A 17,588-nucleotide genomic window follows, 5' to 3' on the forward strand; every position below is an offset into this window, starting at 1 on the left:
CCGGGCGCGCTGGGGCGCAAAAGGAACGTGATCAGAGCTTGAGCTCGAGTCCTTCGACCAGCTCGGGCGAGACGTAGCCGAGCGACCCGGACATCATGTAGTCCAGCTGGATCTTGAAGACCCGGGCGCTGTCCTTGTCGCGGTTCGCGTAGTTGAACCAGATCGGCACGGCGACCTCGGTCATCAGCTCCACGTCGTCCTGGCTGAGGCGGGTGATCTCGGTGCCGTCGGCCTCGAACTTGGCCCAGGCTTCCTGGTCTGCCTTCTGGATCGCCGCGTGATGCATGTCGGAGTAGACGTGGGTTTCCATTTCCACGAACTGCTGCATCTGCGGGCTGAGCTTGTTCCAGGCGCCCATGCCCACGGTGATGTCCATGATGTCCACCGGCTGGTAGAGGGACATGAAGCCCGGAGGGCCCATGGAGATGTATTTGGTCACCTGGGAGAAGCCGAGGGCGTAGTTCACCGCCGGGCCCACATAGTCGGCCACGTCGATGGTGCCCTTTTCCAGCGCCGGGAAGATTTCAGATCCCGGAAGAACGGTGGTTTCCGCGCCCAGCTCGCTGAAGACTTCGGCCACCATGCCGCCCGGCAGACGCATCTTGCGGCCACGGAAGTCATCGATGGAGCGGATCGGCACCTTGGAGTGGATGATGTTCGGACCGTGATGCACGGGGCCGACGAAATGCATGCCCTGGGCCGCATAGAGCTCGCGGGCAATCTCGAGACCGCCCAGCCCGTAGTAGAAGACGTCGAACTCATGCGGGTTGCGCAGGCCCAGCGGGATCGAGGTCAGGAAGGTGGCGGCGGGAATGATCCCCTGTGCGTAGATGGTGAAGGGGTTCACCGCGTCCAGCACGCCGTTCTTCACCGCGTCGAAGAGCTGGAAGTCCCCCACCACGTCATTGGCGCCGAAGGGCTGGAAGGCGAGTTCGCCCCCGGTCTTCTCGACGATGGTCGCACACCAGTCCTTGAAGATCTGGAGACCGGCGCCACCGGGCCAGCTGGTCTGGATCTTCCAGGTGGTCGTCTGCGCCTGTGCCGAGGCAATGTGCGGGGCGGCAAGGGTTGCAGCACCGGCGGCACCGGCGCCGGCAAGGCTCCGCAGAGCCTGTCTGCGCGTTGCAAGCTGTTTCATGTTTTCCTCCCATTCGGCCAGGAAGGAGAAACGGCGGGCAGGTATTGCGGAACATGAACGCCCTCCGGTCCTCCAACCGTCGGATGTCGACATTCCCTGCCCAGTGATTGTTCTGGGTCGCCGTGCGCTCCTCCAAGCTCCGGCGGGACAATCACTTGAAGCCTCCCTAGCGTGAACCAGTCTACAGCAGTTGCTCCTCCTCGCAAGCGGCAGTCGGTTTTGAGACATCTTTGCTTTCAGGGAACAAATGCGCTTGGTATTACTGTCGAAATCGCCAAGCCGTAACGGGATTGATGCGGCGGGCGGCTTGGCCGGGCAAGAGCCGGGGACCAGTCGAGAGACCATGGAAGGGGAGCACATGACGATGTGGATGCCGATGCGCGGAGCGATCCGCCTGCTGCCCCTTGCGGCGCTGGTCCTTGCGTCGCTGGTCTGGGCCGCGCCCGTGCAGGCGGGGGAGGCGACGGCCGATCCGTTCCGTGCCGGCCCCTCCTTCGATTGCGCCCGGGCCGCGACCCCGGACGAGAGGGCCATCTGCGCCGATCCCCTGCTCTCTGCGATCGACCGGACGGCCGCCGAAGCCTATGGCACCTATCAGGGCGAGTTCCTGCACCGGGACGAGGTCGCCCGGCGCTTTCTCTCCGACCGGGCGCTCTGCGGCGAGGACCGCGCCTGTCTGGCCGGGGTGATGAGCCGCGCTTACACCACCTATCTGGATGTGATGGAAGGCAAGGTCGCCCGCTGGATCGACCGTTACGCCGAGGCGCTGGTGGCGGCCAAGGCGCAGGGGCTTGCCGAGGATGCGCTCCGGTCGCGCTCAGCCTGGCTTCAACGCGCCCCGCAAGTCGTTGGCCAATGTGCCCTGACCCGCATTGCCGAAGTCACGACCCGGTTCGGTGCGCCCGCCAGCTGGGAGAACGAGAGCGAGGGTACGGCCATCCGCTATGAGAACGAGATCTGGCAGGTGTCCTATGATCGGGTGGGTCTCGATGAGGCGCAGGCCGGTCACCGTGTTGTTCTCTGCCTCGTGAGCCGGCCGCATGACTGTCCGGAAGGCGACACGCGCGGGGTTCTCTACTACACGCTCGACGTGGATGCCCGCCGCGACTGGGTGCTCGGCGACAGCCAGCATTTCTGTGGTGGCGCCTGACACCGGCCCCTCGTCCCTGATACGCCGGCAAAAGACCCTGCTGCGATTCTAGGCATTATTGCTTATTTTTTGAGCGAGGCGCAGGGTGAGGAAGCGCCTGTCGCGGCTCCCGTTCGGCGACGGGCGGAAATCCTGCGGGTTTCTCAATCCGACCGGGCGCATGACCTGCCGGGGGGTTTTTCCGCCCCTTCCGGAGGATGCAAGCCACGGGTGGTCGTCGCGGCACTGCACGACCCTTGGGCGTGGCGATTCTTTGTGCGTGCGCAACATTGACAATTCTGGCGGGCTTCGCGATGCTGATTATTACATAGCGGCCTCACGTGCCGCACGGCAATTGCGCCCCGATCTTTCGCGTGCCCCCACCGGGCAGCGGGTCGGGGTTTTTTTATGCCTGATGTCCGGCGGATCCCGATCCGCCTCATCGGGCCGGAGAGGCGGGACATGACGGACAGGGTCATTCCGATCGGCGTTTTATTTTCCAGCACCGGGTCCTACTCGGTGATTGGCCGTGAGGGCCACGAGGGCGCGATGACCGCCATCGCGGAAGTGAATGCCTCCGACCTCTTCGACTTCACCTTCGAGGCGGTCGCCGCCGACCCTGCCTGCCGCGCCGAGCAATACGCCGTGCTCGCGAACCGCATGCTGGGTCAGGACAGGTGCCGCCACATCATCGGCTGTCAGACCTCCTGGAGCCGCAAGGAACTGCTGCCCGTGCTGGAGCGCCATCAGGGCCTGCTCTGGTATTCCGTGCCCTATGAAGGGTTCGAGAGCCATGACCGGGTGATCTATTCCGGCGCCTGCCCGAACCAGAACGTGGTGCCGCTCTTTGCACAGATCCTGCCCCATTACGGCAAGCGCGCCTTCCTGCTCGGTTCCAACTACATCTGGGGCTGGGAGATGAACCGCATCGCCCGCGAGCTGCTGGCCGCCGAGGATGGCGCCGTGCTGGGCGAGCGCTATGTGGCGCTGGGCGATGTGGAGATCGACCATCTGATCGCCGAGATCTGCGACACCCGGCCGGACTTCATCTTCAACAATCTGATCGGGGACAGCAGCTACGCCTTCCTGCGTGCCCTGCGCCGTCTGGGCGAGGCGGATCCGGCCTTCAGTGCCGACGTGATGCCGGTGCTGAGCTGCAACCTGACAGAAGCCGAGCTGCCGATCATCGGCAAGGCGGCCGAAGGGGTCATCTCCACCGCCTCCTATTTCGAGAGCGCGGCCTACCCGAAGAACCGGGAGTTCGTTCAGCGGATGCACGCGCTGCGCGGGCGCTCGCGCGGTGTGTCGGCCATGTTCACCGGGCCCTATCAGGCGGTCTGGGCCTTGGCTCAGGCAATCCAGACCTGCGGCTCGCCGGATCCGGACATCGTTCGCGACATCCTGCCGACCCTGCCCCTGCCGACACCCGTCGGCGATTTGACGATCGACCGCTCCACCCAGCATGCCACGCTCACGCCCTTCATCGGGGTGGTGGAAAGCGCCGAGGCTCTGGGAGATGTGAAGGCCGGTTTCCGCATGCTCAATCCGCAGGCCCGCCGCCTCGCGCCCGACCCCTATCTGGTCAACCTGAATGCGGAGCGTCAGGAACGCGATTTCGCCGCGCCCATGCGCTCGGGGAAGGAGCCGGACGAGCCCGGCCGCAGCTTTCTGAGGGTGGTCAAATGAGACTGAAGGCCTTCAAGACACCGAATTTCCGCGGCCTGCACGCCGTCGTGCTGCACCGGCCCCACACGGATCTCGACCGGCTGACCCGGCAGCTGGAGCGGCTCGGCATGGTGGTGACCTGCGCCTGGCCTGCCCTGGCAGCCGAGCATCGCGACGCGGACATCGTACTCTTCGATGCGGACATGGGTCACGAGGAGCAGTTCCCCTGGCCCCAGTCCGAGCTGCCCATGCCCATGGTCGCCCTCATCGGCTCGGAAGCGCCGGGCCGGGTGGAATGGGCGATCCAGCGCGGTGCCGGAGCACACCTCAGCAAGCCGGTCGGCTCGACGGGCGTCTTCGGCGCTCTCGTGGTGGCGGTCCGGTCCTTCCAGACCCACTGGGAATCCGTGAACCGGATTTCCGATCTGGAATCCAGGCTCGCGCGCCGGCCCAACGTGGTGGAGGCGGTGCTCTTCCTCATGGACGTGCACAAGTGCGGATCGGAAGAGGCCTACGGCCACCTCAGGTCCCTGGCCATGACGGGCCGGGTGTCGATCGAGGATGCCGCGGATGCGCTGGTGGATCAGGCCCGCGGACGCAATTCGGAAATCAAGCGGGGAAGGGAATGAGCGTGGTCGAAATCGCCGTGACACAAGCACCGGCGCAAGAGGTGGAGAAGGGAGCCTTCGCGCGTCTTCTGACGCGAAAGCTCGCCCTCTTTGCCCTCGTTCTCATCGCCGTCATCGTCGGTGCCGCGCTCTTCGCGCCCTGGGTCGCGCCATTTGATCCGAACGAACAGTTCTTCGAGGGCCTGACCCTGGAAGGCGCGCCACTTCCGCCCGGCGCCACCTTCTGGCTCGGGACCGACCTTCTGGGGCGTGACCTGCTGTCCCGCCTGATCTACGGGGCGCAGACCTCGCTCATCATCGGCGTGGTGGCCAACGGAGTTGCCGCTCTGGTCGGCGCATCGGTCGGCATTCTGGCCGGCTTCTTCCGGGGCTGGGTCGAGACCGTGCTCATGCGCTTCACCGATCTGATGATGGCCTTCCCCGCCCTGCTGCTCGCGATCACCCTGGCCGCTCTCTTCCGTCCGTCGCTCTGGATCGTGGCCATGGTGATCGCCATGGTGAACTGGGTGCAGATGGCGCGCGTGGTCTATACGGAGACCCGCTCCCTGTCCGAGCGCGAGTTCATCACCGCCGAGCGCTCCATGGGGGCCGGGACCTTCCGCATCCTCTTCCGCCACATCCTGCCACACCTGCTGTCGTCCATTCTGGTCTTCGGAACACTCGGCATTTCGACCACGGTGCTGCTGGAGGCGACGCTGAGCTATCTCGGCATCGGCGTGCAGCCGCCCACCCCCTCCTGGGGCAACATCATCTACGAGAACCAGACCTACTTCACCTCCGCGCCCTGGCTCGTCTTCTTCCCCGGGCTTGCGATCATCGCGCTGGCTCTCGGCTTCAACCTGCTCGGCGACGCCCTGCGCGAGGTGCTCGACCCGACCCAGAAGGGGAGGCACTGACCCATGGGCAGCTACGTCCTGCGCCGCGCCCTGCAGTCGCTCCTGATCCTGCTCGGCATCTCCTTCTTCACCTTCGTGCTGCTCTATCTGATCCCGGCCGACCCGGCGCGGCAGATCGCGGGCCGCTCGGCGACCACCCAGACGGTCGAGAACATCCGTGAGCAGCTGGGCCTGAACCTGCCCTTCTACGAGCAGTATTTCCGCTATCTGTCTGGCCTCGTTCAGGGCGATCTCGGCCGCTCCTATCTGCAGAAGACGGAAGTGGGCGAGCTGATCGCCTCGCGCCTGCCCGCAACCCTGCTGCTCATGGTCGGGGCCATTGTCTGCGAGCTGCTCATCGGCCTCACCATGGGGCTCGTGGCGGCGCTCCGGCGCAACACGCCCACCGACACCTCGCTCATGGTGCTGTCCTTCGTCGGGGTCTCCTCGCCGCAATTCGTGATCGGCATCCTGCTGCTTTATGTCTTCGCGGTGAAGCTGGGCTGGTTCCCGATCGGCGGCTACGGCACCTTCATGCACATGGTCCTGCCCTCGCTGACCCTCGGGTTCCTGGGGGCCGGCTGGTACTCCCGCATGATGCGCTCGTCGATGATCGACGTTCTGCGCCAGGACTTCATCCGCACGGCCCGCGCCAAGGGCCTGAAGCGCTGGCAGGTTCTCTTCGGCCACGCGTTGCCCAACGCGCTCTTGCCCATCATCGCCATGATCGGCATCGACATCGGCCTCTTCATGAGTGGCATCGTCGTGGTGGAGAGCGTGTTCGGCTGGCCGGGCATCGGCCAGCTCGCTTGGCAGGCCATTCAGCGCGTCGACATTCCCATCATCATGGGCGTCACCCTCGTGTCCGCCTTCGCGATCGTCCTCGGCAACTTCCTCGCCGATCTGGTCGCTCCCCTCATTGATCCCAGGATCAAGCTGCGCTGAGGCGCAACCCCGGGCCGGCAAGCACCCGAACAAGAGCGCACCGGACCACAGACACCGAACCGGAGGTATTTGAAATGAAGAAGGCCCTTCTGGCAGGAGCAACCGCTCTGCTCGCCGCCACCGCCATGACGCCGGCCCACGCCGACGACATCAAGCAGGGTGGCTCCATGGTCGTCACCTACAAGGATGACGTCTCCACCCTCGACCCGGCCATCGGCTACGACTGGCAGAACTGGTCCATGATCAAGAGCCTGTTCGACGGCCTGATGGACTATGAGCCCGGCACGACCAACCTGATGAAGGATCTGGCCGAGGACTACACCATCTCCGAGGATGGCACCGTCTTCACCTTCAAGCTGCGCGAAGGCGTGAAGTTCCACAACGGCCGCGAGATGACCGCGGAAGACGTGAAATACTCCCTCGACCGCGTCACCAACCCGAAGACCCAGAGCCCCGGCGCCGGCTTCTTCGGCTCCATCAAGGGCTTCGATGCGGTTGCCGCCGGCGAGACCGAGAGCCTGGAAGGCGTCACCGTCGTCGATCCCTACACGGTGAAGATCGAGCTGTCCCGCCCGGATGCGACATTCCTGCATGTAATGGCCATCAACTTCTCCTCCATCGTCCCGAAGGAAGAAGTCGAGAAGTGGGGTGCCGATTTCGGCAAGCATCCGGTCGGCACCGGCGCCTTCTCCCTGGAAGACTGGACCCTCGGCCAGCACCTGATCTTCAAGCGCAACGAAGCCTACTGGCGCGCCGGCGTGCCGAAGCTCGACCAGATCACCTTCGAGGTCGGCCAGGAGCCGGTGGTGGCCCTGCTGCGCCTGCAGCGCGGCGAAGCCGACATTCCCGGTGACGGCATTCCGCCGGCGAAGTTCCTCGAAGTGACCCAGGATCCCCAGTACAAGGACCTGATCATCGAGGGCGGCCAGCTGCACACCGGCTATGTCACGATGAACGTGAAGATGCCCCCCTTCGACAAGCTGGAAGTCCGTCAGGCCGTGAACATGGCCATCAATAAGGACCGGGTGATCCGCATCATCAATGGCCGCGCCGTGGCTGCAAACCAGCCGCTGCCGCCGTCCATGCCGGGCTACGACACGGCCTACGAAGGCTACAAGTACGATCCGGAAGGGGCCAAGACCCTGCTGGCCAAGGCCGGTCTCGGCGACGGGTTCGAAACCGAACTCTACGTCTACAACACCGACCCGAACCCGCGCATTGCCCAGTCCATCCAGGCCGATCTCGCCGCCATCGGCATCAAGGTCGAGATCAAGGCGCTGGCTCAGGCCAACGTGATCGCGGCCGGCGGCGAAGCCGATCAGGCCCCGATGATCTGGTCCGGCGGCATGGCCTGGATCGCCGACTTCCCGGATCCGTCCAACTTCTACGGCCCGATCCTCGGTTGTTCCGGCGCCGTTCAGGGCGGCTGGAACTGGTCCTGGTACTGCAACGAGGACCTGGACAAGCTGGCGACCGAAGCCGACAGCATCACCGACCCGGCCAAGAAGGCCGAGCGTGAGGAACTGTGGCGCAAGATCTTCATCTCCGTGATGGACGACGCGCCCTGGGCTCCGGTCTTCCACGAGCAGCGCTTCACCATGCGGTCCGAGCGGCTGGGTGGCCCCGACGCCATCTTCGTCGATCCGGTCCACATTCCCGTCAACTACGACTACGTCTGGGCGAAAGATGTGCAGTAACTGCAAGGCAGCCGCCTATACCATCCACTCGGCACAACACCATTTCGGCTGGGACAACTCGCTTGTCCCGGCCCAGAAGGTGACGCCGGGCACGGTTCTGGAATTCGAGTGTCTCGACAGCTCCGCCGGTCAGCTGACCCCGCAGAGCACGGTCCAGGACGTGGCCGACATGGACTTCGGCAAGATCAATCCGGTCAATGGCCCCATCTATGTGGATGGGGCCGAGCCGGGGGATTCCCTCGTGGTCAAGATTCACGAGTTCAAGCCCTCCGGCTTCGGCTGGACCGCCAACATTCCCGGCTTCGGCCTGCTGGCGGACCAGTTCAAGGAACCGGCCCTGCATGTCTGGTCCTATGACAAGGACAAGCTGGGGACCTCGGCCTATGCGCCCTTCGGCAAGGTTCCGCTCAAGCCCTTCGCCGGCACCATCGGGGTCGCTCCGGCCGAGGCCGGCCTGCATTCCATCGTCCCGCCCCGGCGGGTCGGCGGCAACCTCGACATCCGCGATCTTGCGGCCGGCACCACGCTCTACCTGCCGGTGGAAGTGGCGGGCGCCCTGTTCTCCATCGGCGATACCCACGCCGCCCAGGGGGACGGGGAAGTCTGCGGAACGGCCATCGAAAGCCCGATGAACGTTGTCGTGGAGCTGGACCTGATCAAGGGCGAGAACCTGAAGATGCCGCGCTTCGAAACCCCCGGCCCGGTGACCCGTCACCTGGACGAGATGGGCTACGAAGTGACCACCGGCATTGGCACGGATCTCTACGCCGGAGCTCAGGCTGCCGTCTCCAACATGATCGACCTCCTCTGCGCTCGCTACAACTACAGCGCGGTCGAGGCCTACATGCTGTGTTCCGTCTGTGGCGATCTGCGGATCTCCGAGATCGTGGACATGCCGAACTGGGTCGTTTCCTTCTACTTCCCGAAGGTCGTCCTGAACTAACCCCAACTGGCCGGGCTTCGGTCCGGCCATTTTTTCCCGTCACTTTCCGGATTTGCCATGTCGACCCTGCCGCCCGAGCCTGCCGTCCCGTCTTCGCTCTCCGAGCGATCCTCCAGGGTCGTGCTCGGCGTGTCCGGGCTCCAGACCGCCGTGGCGACCCCTCAGGGCCGCAAGATCGTGGTCGATGGTCTGAGTTTCGACCTGCATGAGGGCGAAACCATCTGCGTCGCCGGGGAATCCGGCTCCGGCAAGTCCATGACCGCTCTCTCCATCATGGGCCTTCTGCCCGAGCCGATGGCGAAGGTGGTCGGCGGCTCCATCCATCTCGAGGGGCGCGATCTGACCACGCTGCCCGAAGCCGAGATGCGGACCATTCGTGGCAGCGAGATCGCCATGATCTTCCAGGAGCCCATGACCTCGCTCAATCCGGTGCTGACCATCGGGCGCCAGGTGCGCGAGGCGGTGCTGGCCCATGAGCCGCTCTCCCGGCGCGAGGCGGATGCCCGGGCGCTGGAGGCTCTCAAGGCCGTGCGCCTGTCCGAGCCCGAGCGCCGCATGACCCAGTATCCCCACGAGCTCTCCGGCGGCATGCGCCAGCGCGTGATGATCGCCATGGCGCTCGCCTGTCATCCCAAGGTGCTGATTGCCGACGAGCCGACCACGGCGCTCGACGTGACCATTCAGGCGCAGATCCTGCAGCTCATGCGCGACCTGCAGAAGGAAACCGGCACCGCCATCATCCTCATCACCCATGACATGGGCGTGGTCGCCGAAATGGCCGACCGGGTCATCGTCATGCAGCACGGCAAGATCGTGGAGGACAACCTCGTCCGCCCGCTCTTCGCCGCGCCCGAGGCCGCCTATACGGAAGAACTTCTCGCCGCCGTGCCCAAGCTGGGCGCGCTTGCCGGGGTCGATCCGGTCAATGCCCATGCCGGGACCGCCGCTGCCGCCAAGGTTCTTGAGGTCGATGACCTGACCGTGCGCTTCGACCTGCGCGGCGGGGTGCTGAACCGCGTTGTCTCACGGGTCCATGCGGTCGAGGGCATCAGCTTCGATCTGCACCGGGGTGAGACCCTGGGGCTCGTCGGGGAAAGCGGCTGCGGCAAGTCCACCATCGGCAAGGCGCTGATGAACCTGGTGCCCTGGGAAGGGTCGATCCGGGTTTGCGGCGAGCACGTCTTACGCGCCCGCACCGCCGCCGGCGACCGGGCCTATCGCCGCAATCTGCAGATGGTGTTCCAGGACCCTTATGCCTCCCTCGATCCGCGCATGACCGTCGGCGACCTGGTCGGCGAGCCGCTGGTGATCCATGGTCTCGCAAGCGGGCAGGAGCTGCAGGACCGGGTGGCCGGTCTTTTCCGCCGCGTGGGCCTCACCCCGGACCAGATGAAGCGGCATCCGCACGAGTTCTCCGGCGGCCAGCGCCAGCGCATCTGCATTGCCCGCGCACTTGCCCTCTCGCCCAAGGCGATCATTGCCGACGAGAGCGTTTCAGCCCTCGACGTGTCCGTGCAAGCCCAGGTCCTCGACCTCCTGAAGGAGCTTCAGGACGAGCTGGGGCTCGCCTATCTCTTCATCTCCCACGATATGACCGTCGTGGAGCAGGTCTCCCATCGGGTCGCGGTGATGTATCTCGGGCAGATCGTCGAGATCGGCACGCGGCGCCAGATCTTCGAGAACCCGCAGCATCCCTATACGCGCCGTCTCATGTCCGCCGTGCCGATCCCTGATCCGGCGCGCCGCCGTGCCGTGTTCGATGTGCCCCAGGGCGAGATCCCCTCGCCGGTGGTGCCGATTGGTGAGAGTGTCAGTCGCGTCCGCTATCAGGACGTGGGCGCGGGGCACCTGGTCGCAGTGGCATAAGAAAAACCCGGCGGAACAGTCCGCCGGGTTTCGTCATTCGTGGAGAGCCTTGCGTGCTCAGGCGGCAGCAGCCTTGCGGCGACGGCCGACGAGCGCCAGACCGCCGAGCCCGGCAAGCCCGAGAAGGGCGCCAGCGGGCAGCGGAACCGCAGTCACATTGCCGAAGGCCGTGATGTGGCTCAGGCCGCTGTGCTCCGTCAGCTGCGTGAAGGTCAGATCCAGCTGGCCACCGCTCAGATTGTGGATCATGGCCATGTTGTAGGTCTTGCCGCCACCGATCTTGAGCAGGAGGTATTCCGCCGTGGTCGAGAAGATGCTGCCGACGCCGTTGTCCTTGGTCCCACCGCTGAAGGCGGTGCTGCCGGTCTGGAGGTTGGCGTTGACGAAGTTCAACTCGTTCTCCTCGTTGGGCGGATGAACGGTGAAGACAGTCCCAAGCAGAGCGGCGGTGGAGTCGAACACGCCGGACAGGTTGACCAGAACCTCGAACGCATTGTCCTGCGTCGCGGTCAGCGTGAAGCGCGCCGTCGCCGAGTTTGAAACGTCATTGTAAAAAGTTGCAATAGTGCTGGCCTGGCTTGCGCTGGCTGCTGCAACCAGTGCAAGGCCTGCGATCGCCAGAAGTCTGAAATTCTTGAAGAAATTGCTCATCATTTCGACGCTCCCCGTCAAAGGGTACCTTACGGAAATATCGCAAATCTCCTATATCCGGGGCGCTCGTCAAGCTCTTAGTGATCCGTTAACCATGAATATTTGACGGCTACTGTTCCAATCTGTGTTCGCTGTCTCGAAATGCCGCCTGGGCAATGATCAGGGCGGGCAATTCACGGCATTTCATCTTTCGCGCGCAATGTCCAATCACGCAGATTTCAGCTCCTGGGATGCGTGTTCCGCCGCAAGCACGCAGGCGGCCGTGTGACCGTTGCCGAGGTCTGCGACCGGCGGCAGGCCGGCAAGGCAGGCGGGGCGGACATGAGCGCAGCGCGGCGCGAAGGAGCAGGCGGTGGGCGGGGTTTCCAGGGCGGGCGGCGACCCGGGAATGGCATCGAGACGCGCGCCCTTCACCGCGCCATGGAGATTGGCCGCAAGCAGCCCGCGCGTATAGGGATGCCGCGGGTTCTTGATCACGTCGCGCGTGGTGCCGGTTTCGACCAGATTGCCCGCATACATCACCGCGATCCGGTCCGAGACTTCAACGGCCACGCCGATGTCATGGGTGACGAAGATCACCCCCATTCCGAATTCCTTCTGCAGCTCGCGTAGCAGCAGCAGGATCTGGATCTGAACGGTCGCATCAAGGGCAGTGGTCGGTTCGTCGGCCAGCAGCAGCTTGGGGCGGCAGGAAAGCGCCAGGGCGATCATCGCCCGCTGCCGCATGCCGCCCGACATCTCGTGCGGATAGGCCTTCAGACGCCGCTCGGGCGAGGGGATGCGCACCCGGGTCAGCATGTCGAGGGCCACGTCCATGGCGGCCGTCTTGCTGATCCCCTTGTGACGCATGACGGTCTCGGCAATCTGATCGCCGATCGTGTAGACCGGGTCGAGCGCCAGCGCCGGTTCCTGGAAGATCATCGAGACCTGGCTGCCCCGGAAGGCCGAGAGCTTGCGCCCGGAAAGCGACATGATGTCCGTGCCGTTCACCCGGATCGAGCCCTCGATCTCCGTGCGCTTGGGCGGCAGAAGCCGCAGCAGGGTCTTGAGCGTCACGCTCTTGCCCGAGCCGGATTCCCCCAGCAGTCCCAGCATCTCGCCCTGGCCCAGGCTCAGCGTCAGACCGTTGATCGCATGCACCGTGCGGTCGCCCTTGAAACGGACCTTCAGGTGATCGAAATCGACGAGAGGAGTGGCGCTCATTCGGCAGCCTCCTTCAGGGCAAGGGAATGACCGGAGGCGGCGTCATGCATGTGGCAGGCCGCCAGATGGTCCGCATCGCCGCCGATGGTCGCGAGCTTCGGCTTGCGGCTGGCGCAGACCCCTTCCGCAAAGCGGCAGCGGGTGTGGAAGCGGCAGCCGCTCGGCGGGTTGATCGGGTTGGGCGGATCTCCGGCGAGCGGCGGTTCTTCGGTGCGATTGTCCGGATCCATGGAGGGCATCGCGGCAAAGAGAGAGGCCGTGTAGGGATGGGCCTGGGTCTCGTAGATCGACTCCACCGGCCCGACTTCCACGACTTCACCCAGATACATCACCAGCACCCGGTCGGAGATGTAGCGCACCACGTTGAGGTCGTGGGAGATGAACACATAGGTGAGGCCCAGCTCCTCGCGCAGGTCATTGAGCAGGTTGAGCACCTGTGCCTCGACCGACTTGTCGAGCGCGGAGACCGCCTCGTCCAGGATCACCAGCCGCGGCGACATGGCAAGCGCACGAGCGATGTTGACCCGCTGTCGCTGGCCGCCGGAAAGCTCGTGCGGATAGCGATGGGCAAAGCGGTCCGGATCGAGCCCCACGCGCCCGAGCAGGTTGCGGGCGATCCCGGCCGGGTCCTTCAGCCCGTGGAGTTTTGGTCCGAAGGCAACGGAATCGAGGATCGTCAGCCGCGGATTGAGCGAGGCATAGCTGTCCTGGAACACCATCTGCACGCCACGGCGCAGCTCCTTCAGCGAGATGTCCGAGCCCAGCTTGTCGCCGTCGAAGATGATCGAGCCATCGTCCAGCTCGATCAGGCCGATGAGCAGGCGGGCGGTGGTGGACTTGCCGCAGCCGCTTTCGCCCACGATGCCGAGCGTCTCGCCCTTCTTCACCTCGAAGGACACGCCGTCGACGGCGTGGACCGTCGCGGTCTGCCGGTTCAGCAGGCCGGAGCGCACGGGGAAGTGCTTCTTCAGGCCGCTGGCGATGATCAGTGGCTGATGCGGTCCGCCGCGATCGGCAGCGGGTGTCGTATCGGTCTCAGTCTTTGACATTCATGGCACTCCGGAGACCGTCGCTGAGAAGGTTCAGGCAGAGGGACGTGATGAAGATCATCAGGCCGGGAAGGGCGGCGACCCAGGGATTGACGTAGATGGCCGTGCGCAGGGTGTTGAGCATGAGCCCCCATTCCGGCTCGGGCGGGCGCACGCCGATGCCCAGGAACGACAAGCCGGCGGCCAGGATCATGCAGACGCTCGTCAGGCTGGTGGCATAGACGAAGATCGGGCCCAGAACGTTGCCCAGCACATGCACCCGCACGATGGTGAGCGCGCCGCCGCCGGACGCCCGTGCCGCATCGATATAATCGAGCGAGCGGACACTCGCCGTCGCGCTTTCCGCCACACGGGCGATGGGTGGAATGAAGACGATGGTGAGGGACACGAGCGAGTTGACGATGCCTGCTCCCAGCGCGCTGGAAATGGCAATGGCCAGAAGCACGGAAGGGAAGGCGAAGAAGATGTCCACCGTGCGCATGATCACCGTGTTGACCCAGCCGCCCACATAGCCCGCGATCAGCCCGAGGGTGGAGCCGAAGACGAAGGCCAGAACCACGGGAACGAGCCCGACGAACAGGGTCAGCCGCCCGCCATAGATGAGGCGGGCCAGCATGTCGCGGCCCTGCTCGTCGGTGCCCAGCGGGAAGCCCGGATAGCCGATGGGCTTCAGGCGCTTGATCATGCTGGCCTTGTACGGGTCGTTGAGACCGAGATAGGGGGCGAAGATCGCGGCGAGGATCAGCAGCAGCACGATGACGGTGCAGGTGACGGCGACCGGATCCTTGAGGAAGCGGCGGAACACGCCGCTCCAGTAGCCAGGTGCCTTGCGCACCGGTTCGGCGAGATCGGCCTGATCGGCGGTAAGCGTCATGGTCAGGACCTCTTGATGCGCGGATCGATGGCGGCCTGCGCCACGTCGACGATCAGGTTCATCGTCACAAAGAACAGGGCCAGCACGAGGATGGTCCCCTGCAGCAGGGGCAGGTCACGCTGGAAGATGGCGTTGGACAGCAGGAAGCCGGAGCCCGGCCAGTTGAAGACCGTCTCGATCAGGATGGAGCCGCCGAGCAGATAGCCGAGCTGCAGGCCCATGACCGAGAGCGCCGTGGGTGCCGCGTTGCGGATGACGTGGCGCAGCACGTCCAGCGGGCGCATGCCCTTGGCCTGAAGCGCCTGAACGAAGTCCATAGAGAAGATGTCCCCGACGAGCGCCCGCACCGTCCGGGCAACAATGCCGATCGGCACCACGGCCAGCGTCACGGAAGGAAGGATCAGGTGCTTGATATGGGCAAAGTCCCAGGCCCAGGCACCGGAGCCGCCAGGGCCGGCGCCCATGGACGGCAGCCAGCCGAGGGTCACGGAGAAGATGATCACCAGCACAATGCCGAGCCAGTAGTTAGGCACCGACACGCCGGTGATCGCAAAGGCCGTCACCGCCCGGTCGATCAGCGTGTCGCGGAAATAGCCCGCGACGAAGCCGAGGAAGAGACCGATGGGGAAGGCGATCACGCTGGCGGTGAAGGCGAGCAGCAGCGAGTTCTTGACCGCAGCGAAGACCTCGTCGGCGACGGGGCGTCCGGTGGCAATCGACTTGCCCAGGTCCCCGGTGACTGCCTTGCCCACCCAGATCGCGTATTGCACGGGGAGCGGCTTGTCGAGACCATAAGCGGCGCGCATGGCCGCCTGCTCCTCCTGGGTCGCATCCACGGGCATGATGGCCGTCAGCGGATCGCCCGGGGCAATATGCACGAGCAGGAAACAGATGATGCTGACGCCGATGGCGACGGGCAGCACGTAGATCAGGCGGCGAACGAGATAGGCGAACATGGAGACCGCTGGTCCTGAGAGTGGCTGGGCCGGCAAGGCACCGGCGCGGGGCTGAGCTGGCTGGCAGCCGGTCGGCGGGCGGATCGGTGCCCGGAAAGGAAAGGTCCGCGGAAGGTCTCCCCGCCGCGGACCCGTTGAGGCTTATTCCTCGATCGTGATGCCGGAGAAGTTCTGGTACCAGTTCTGCGCCTGCACGAAGCCCTTGACCTTGGCGCTCATGGCGCGCGGGGCAACGTCGTGGGTGACCATCAGGAAGAGCGCGTCGTTGACGTACTTCTCGTGGGTCTTGCGCAGCACTCCATCCTGAGCTTCCGGATCGAAGGTGGTCTTGATCTGCTTGAACAGGTCCTGCATCTCGTCGTCGCAATAATGACCCCAGTTGGTGCCATTGGGCGCGATCAGGTCGCAGGACAGGTGGCGGATCAGACCGGTAAACGGATCCTGGATGAAGTAGGTGAAGTTGATGGACTGGGAGCCGTCGACGCTCGGATCCGCAGCACCAGCGCGCCACAGATTGATCATCTGGTTCCACTCGACCACCATGAACTCGACCTCGATGCCCACTTCGGCGAGGCTCTGCTGCACATATTCGTTCATGGGCAGCGGAAGCATCTGGCCGGAGCCGGAGGGCGAGATCAGCGCCTTCACCTTCAGCGGGTTCTCGGGGCCGTAGCCGGCTTCCTTCATCAGCGCGAGCGCTGCTTCCGGATCATACTTCACTTCGAAGGTCGGGTTGCCGAACCACTGGCTGGAGGGCGGCAGGAAGCCCTTGGCCGGCACGGCCAGACCGCCGAGCAGTTCCTTCAGGCCTTCCCGGTCGATGGCGAGGTTCGCCGCCTTGCGGACGCGGATGTCGTTCCACGGCGACCCTTCCAGGCGGGAGAGATGCCAGGTCCAGTTGTGCGGATAGGCGTTGGAGACGATCTCGAAGCCATTGCCGGTGAGGGCCGGAATGGTGTCCGGAGCCGGCGCCTCGATCCAGTCGACCTGACCGGACAGCAGGGCCGCGGTGCGTGCATTCGGCTCGGGCAGCGGCATCAGCACCATCTTGTCGAGCTTCGGGATGCGGGTTTCATCCCAGTAGTCGGCGTTCGGCACCATTTCGGCGCGTTCGCGCGGCACGAAGCTGGAGAGCTTCCACGGGCCCGTACCGGACGGTTCCTTGGCCACTTCTTCCCAGTTCTTGCCATGGGCTTCCCAGTTGGCCTTGGAGGACATCAGGATCCAGGCGAGCTGGTAGGGCAGGGTGGCGTCCGGCTCCTTGGTGATGATTTCCAGCGTGGTGTCGTCGACGGCCTTGTAGGAGGCGACGGCCGGAATGCGCGACTTGCCCTGGGCGGACTGGCGCGGATCATACTGCTCGCTGTCCGGGTTCAGCAGCTTTTCGAAGTTCCAGACGACGTCATGGGCGGTGAAGGCGCTGCCGTCGTGGAACTTGACCCCTTCGCGGATCTTGAAGACCCACTTGGTCTTGTCCTCGGCGTCGACGGCCCATTCGGTCGCAAGACCGGGGGTCAGGACGGAAGGCTTGTCGGCGCTGGTCATGTCCCATTCGACAAGGCTGTCATAGACCGTATAGCCCATGAAGCGCATGCCTTCGCCGCCCTGGTCGGTCTGGCCGGTGGTCAGCGGAATGTCGGAGGCGGTCATGCCCACGCGCAGGGTGCCGGCCGCCAGTGCGTCCAGCGATGCGCCCGCGAGGGCTGCGAGGGAAAGGGCGGCGAGGGCTGCCCCCCGGAATTTCCTGAATGCCATTGCAATCGTCCTTCTTCAAAACACCTGGCCGCGCATGGCCATGCCTCGGGCCGCGCGCCAGTCGAACCATCCTCCGGACGCGTTCCCCCTGAATGAAACCCGATATCCCTGAGAAGAGAGGTCTCGGGGTGCGACGAAGAGACAAAGTATTCGAGTATCGGCATGAGTTGCCGTTCGCGAAAACCGGCCGGCCTTCATCGTCTGAATTCGTCG

Annotated in this window: 15 protein-coding genes; 8 read left to right on the forward strand and 7 right to left on the reverse strand. The window is 64.8% G+C overall.

Annotation, left to right across the window (positions count from 1 at the left end):
* Positions 1-31: 31 nt before the first annotated feature.
* Positions 32-1,138: a TRAP transporter substrate-binding protein DctP gene (dctP, locus tag FR728_RS15010; protein ID WP_149893543.1), complete on the reverse strand. Its 1,107-nt coding sequence runs from the start codon at positions 1,136-1,138 to the stop codon at positions 32-34.
* A 358-nt stretch (positions 1,139-1,496) separates the two neighbouring features.
* Between dctP and FR728_RS15015 the strand changes: the two genes are divergently transcribed.
* The 8 genes from FR728_RS15015 to FR728_RS15050 all read left to right on the forward strand — a co-directional run bounded on the left by FR728_RS15015 (position 1,497) and on the right by FR728_RS15050 (position 10,887).
* Positions 1,497-2,288, forward strand: a complete 792-nt coding sequence (locus FR728_RS15015) for a lysozyme inhibitor LprI family protein (RefSeq protein WP_149893544.1) — start codon at positions 1,497-1,499, stop codon at positions 2,286-2,288.
* A 441-nt stretch (positions 2,289-2,729) separates the two neighbouring features.
* Entirely contained in the window at positions 2,730-3,953 is a 1,224-nt protein-coding gene (locus FR728_RS15020) for a transporter substrate-binding domain-containing protein (protein ID WP_188318923.1), read from the forward strand.
* Positions 3,950-4,561: an ANTAR domain-containing response regulator gene (locus FR728_RS15025; RefSeq protein WP_149893546.1), complete on the forward strand. Its 612-nt coding sequence runs from the start codon at positions 3,950-3,952 to the stop codon at positions 4,559-4,561. The genes FR728_RS15020 and FR728_RS15025 overlap by 4 nt, the downstream gene beginning before the upstream one ends.
* A complete protein-coding gene (locus tag FR728_RS15030; RefSeq protein ID WP_149893547.1) occupies positions 4,558-5,457 on the forward strand; it encodes an ABC transporter permease in 900 nt (299 codons plus the stop codon). The genes FR728_RS15025 and FR728_RS15030 overlap by 4 nt, the downstream gene beginning before the upstream one ends.
* A gap of 3 nt (positions 5,458-5,460) precedes the next feature.
* Complete coding sequence (locus FR728_RS15035) at positions 5,461-6,381, forward strand: ABC transporter permease (protein ID WP_149893548.1); 921 nt, start codon at positions 5,461-5,463, stop codon at positions 6,379-6,381.
* Positions 6,382-6,455: 74 nt separating this feature from the next.
* The gene (locus FR728_RS15040) at positions 6,456-8,078 is read left to right on the forward strand and encodes an ABC transporter substrate-binding protein (RefSeq protein ID WP_149893549.1); all 1,623 of its coding nucleotides are present in this window, start codon (positions 6,456-6,458) and stop codon (positions 8,076-8,078) included.
* Positions 8,068-9,021 carry an acetamidase/formamidase family protein gene (locus FR728_RS15045; RefSeq protein WP_149893550.1) on the forward strand — a complete coding sequence of 318 codons (954 nt, stop codon included), beginning with the start codon at positions 8,068-8,070 and terminating at the stop codon, positions 9,019-9,021. The genes FR728_RS15040 and FR728_RS15045 overlap by 11 nt, the downstream gene beginning before the upstream one ends.
* Positions 9,022-9,078: 57 nt before the next feature.
* Positions 9,079-10,887 (forward strand): ABC transporter ATP-binding protein, encoded by a 1,809-nt coding sequence (locus tag FR728_RS15050; protein WP_149893551.1) that lies wholly within the window; start codon positions 9,079-9,081, stop codon positions 10,885-10,887.
* A 57-nt stretch (positions 10,888-10,944) separates the two neighbouring features.
* On the opposite strand, the gene FR728_RS15055 is transcribed toward FR728_RS15050, so the two are convergent.
* The 6 genes from FR728_RS15055 to FR728_RS15080 form a co-directional block, all read right to left on the reverse strand.
* Positions 10,945-11,541 carry a VPLPA-CTERM sorting domain-containing protein gene (locus FR728_RS15055; protein ID WP_149893552.1) on the reverse strand — a complete coding sequence of 199 codons (597 nt, stop codon included), beginning with the start codon at positions 11,539-11,541 and terminating at the stop codon, positions 10,945-10,947.
* Between the two features lie 204 nt (positions 11,542-11,745).
* Positions 11,746-12,741, reverse strand: a complete 996-nt coding sequence (locus FR728_RS15060) for an ABC transporter ATP-binding protein (RefSeq protein WP_149893553.1) — start codon at positions 12,739-12,741, stop codon at positions 11,746-11,748.
* A complete protein-coding gene (locus FR728_RS15065) occupies positions 12,738-13,790 on the reverse strand; it encodes an ABC transporter ATP-binding protein (protein ID WP_149893554.1) in 1,053 nt (350 codons plus the stop codon). Before FR728_RS15065 ends, FR728_RS15060 begins: the two co-directional genes overlap by 4 nt.
* Positions 13,777-14,664, reverse strand: coding sequence for an ABC transporter permease (locus FR728_RS15070; protein WP_149893555.1), 888 nt, complete (start codon positions 14,662-14,664; stop codon positions 13,777-13,779). The genes FR728_RS15065 and FR728_RS15070 overlap by 14 nt, the downstream gene beginning before the upstream one ends.
* Positions 14,665-14,666: 2 nt before the next feature.
* Entirely contained in the window at positions 14,667-15,620 is a 954-nt protein-coding gene (locus FR728_RS15075) for an ABC transporter permease (protein ID WP_149893556.1), read from the reverse strand.
* 141 nt (positions 15,621-15,761) lie between these two features.
* Positions 15,762-17,375, reverse strand: a complete 1,614-nt coding sequence (locus FR728_RS15080) for an ABC transporter substrate-binding protein (protein ID WP_149893557.1) — start codon at positions 17,373-17,375, stop codon at positions 15,762-15,764.
* Positions 17,376-17,588 lie beyond the last annotated feature (213 nt).

It is taken from the genome of Roseibium aestuarii (assembly GCF_008477545.1).
In the GTDB taxonomy this organism is placed as follows: Bacteria; Pseudomonadota; Alphaproteobacteria; order Rhizobiales; family Stappiaceae; genus Roseibium; species Roseibium aestuarii.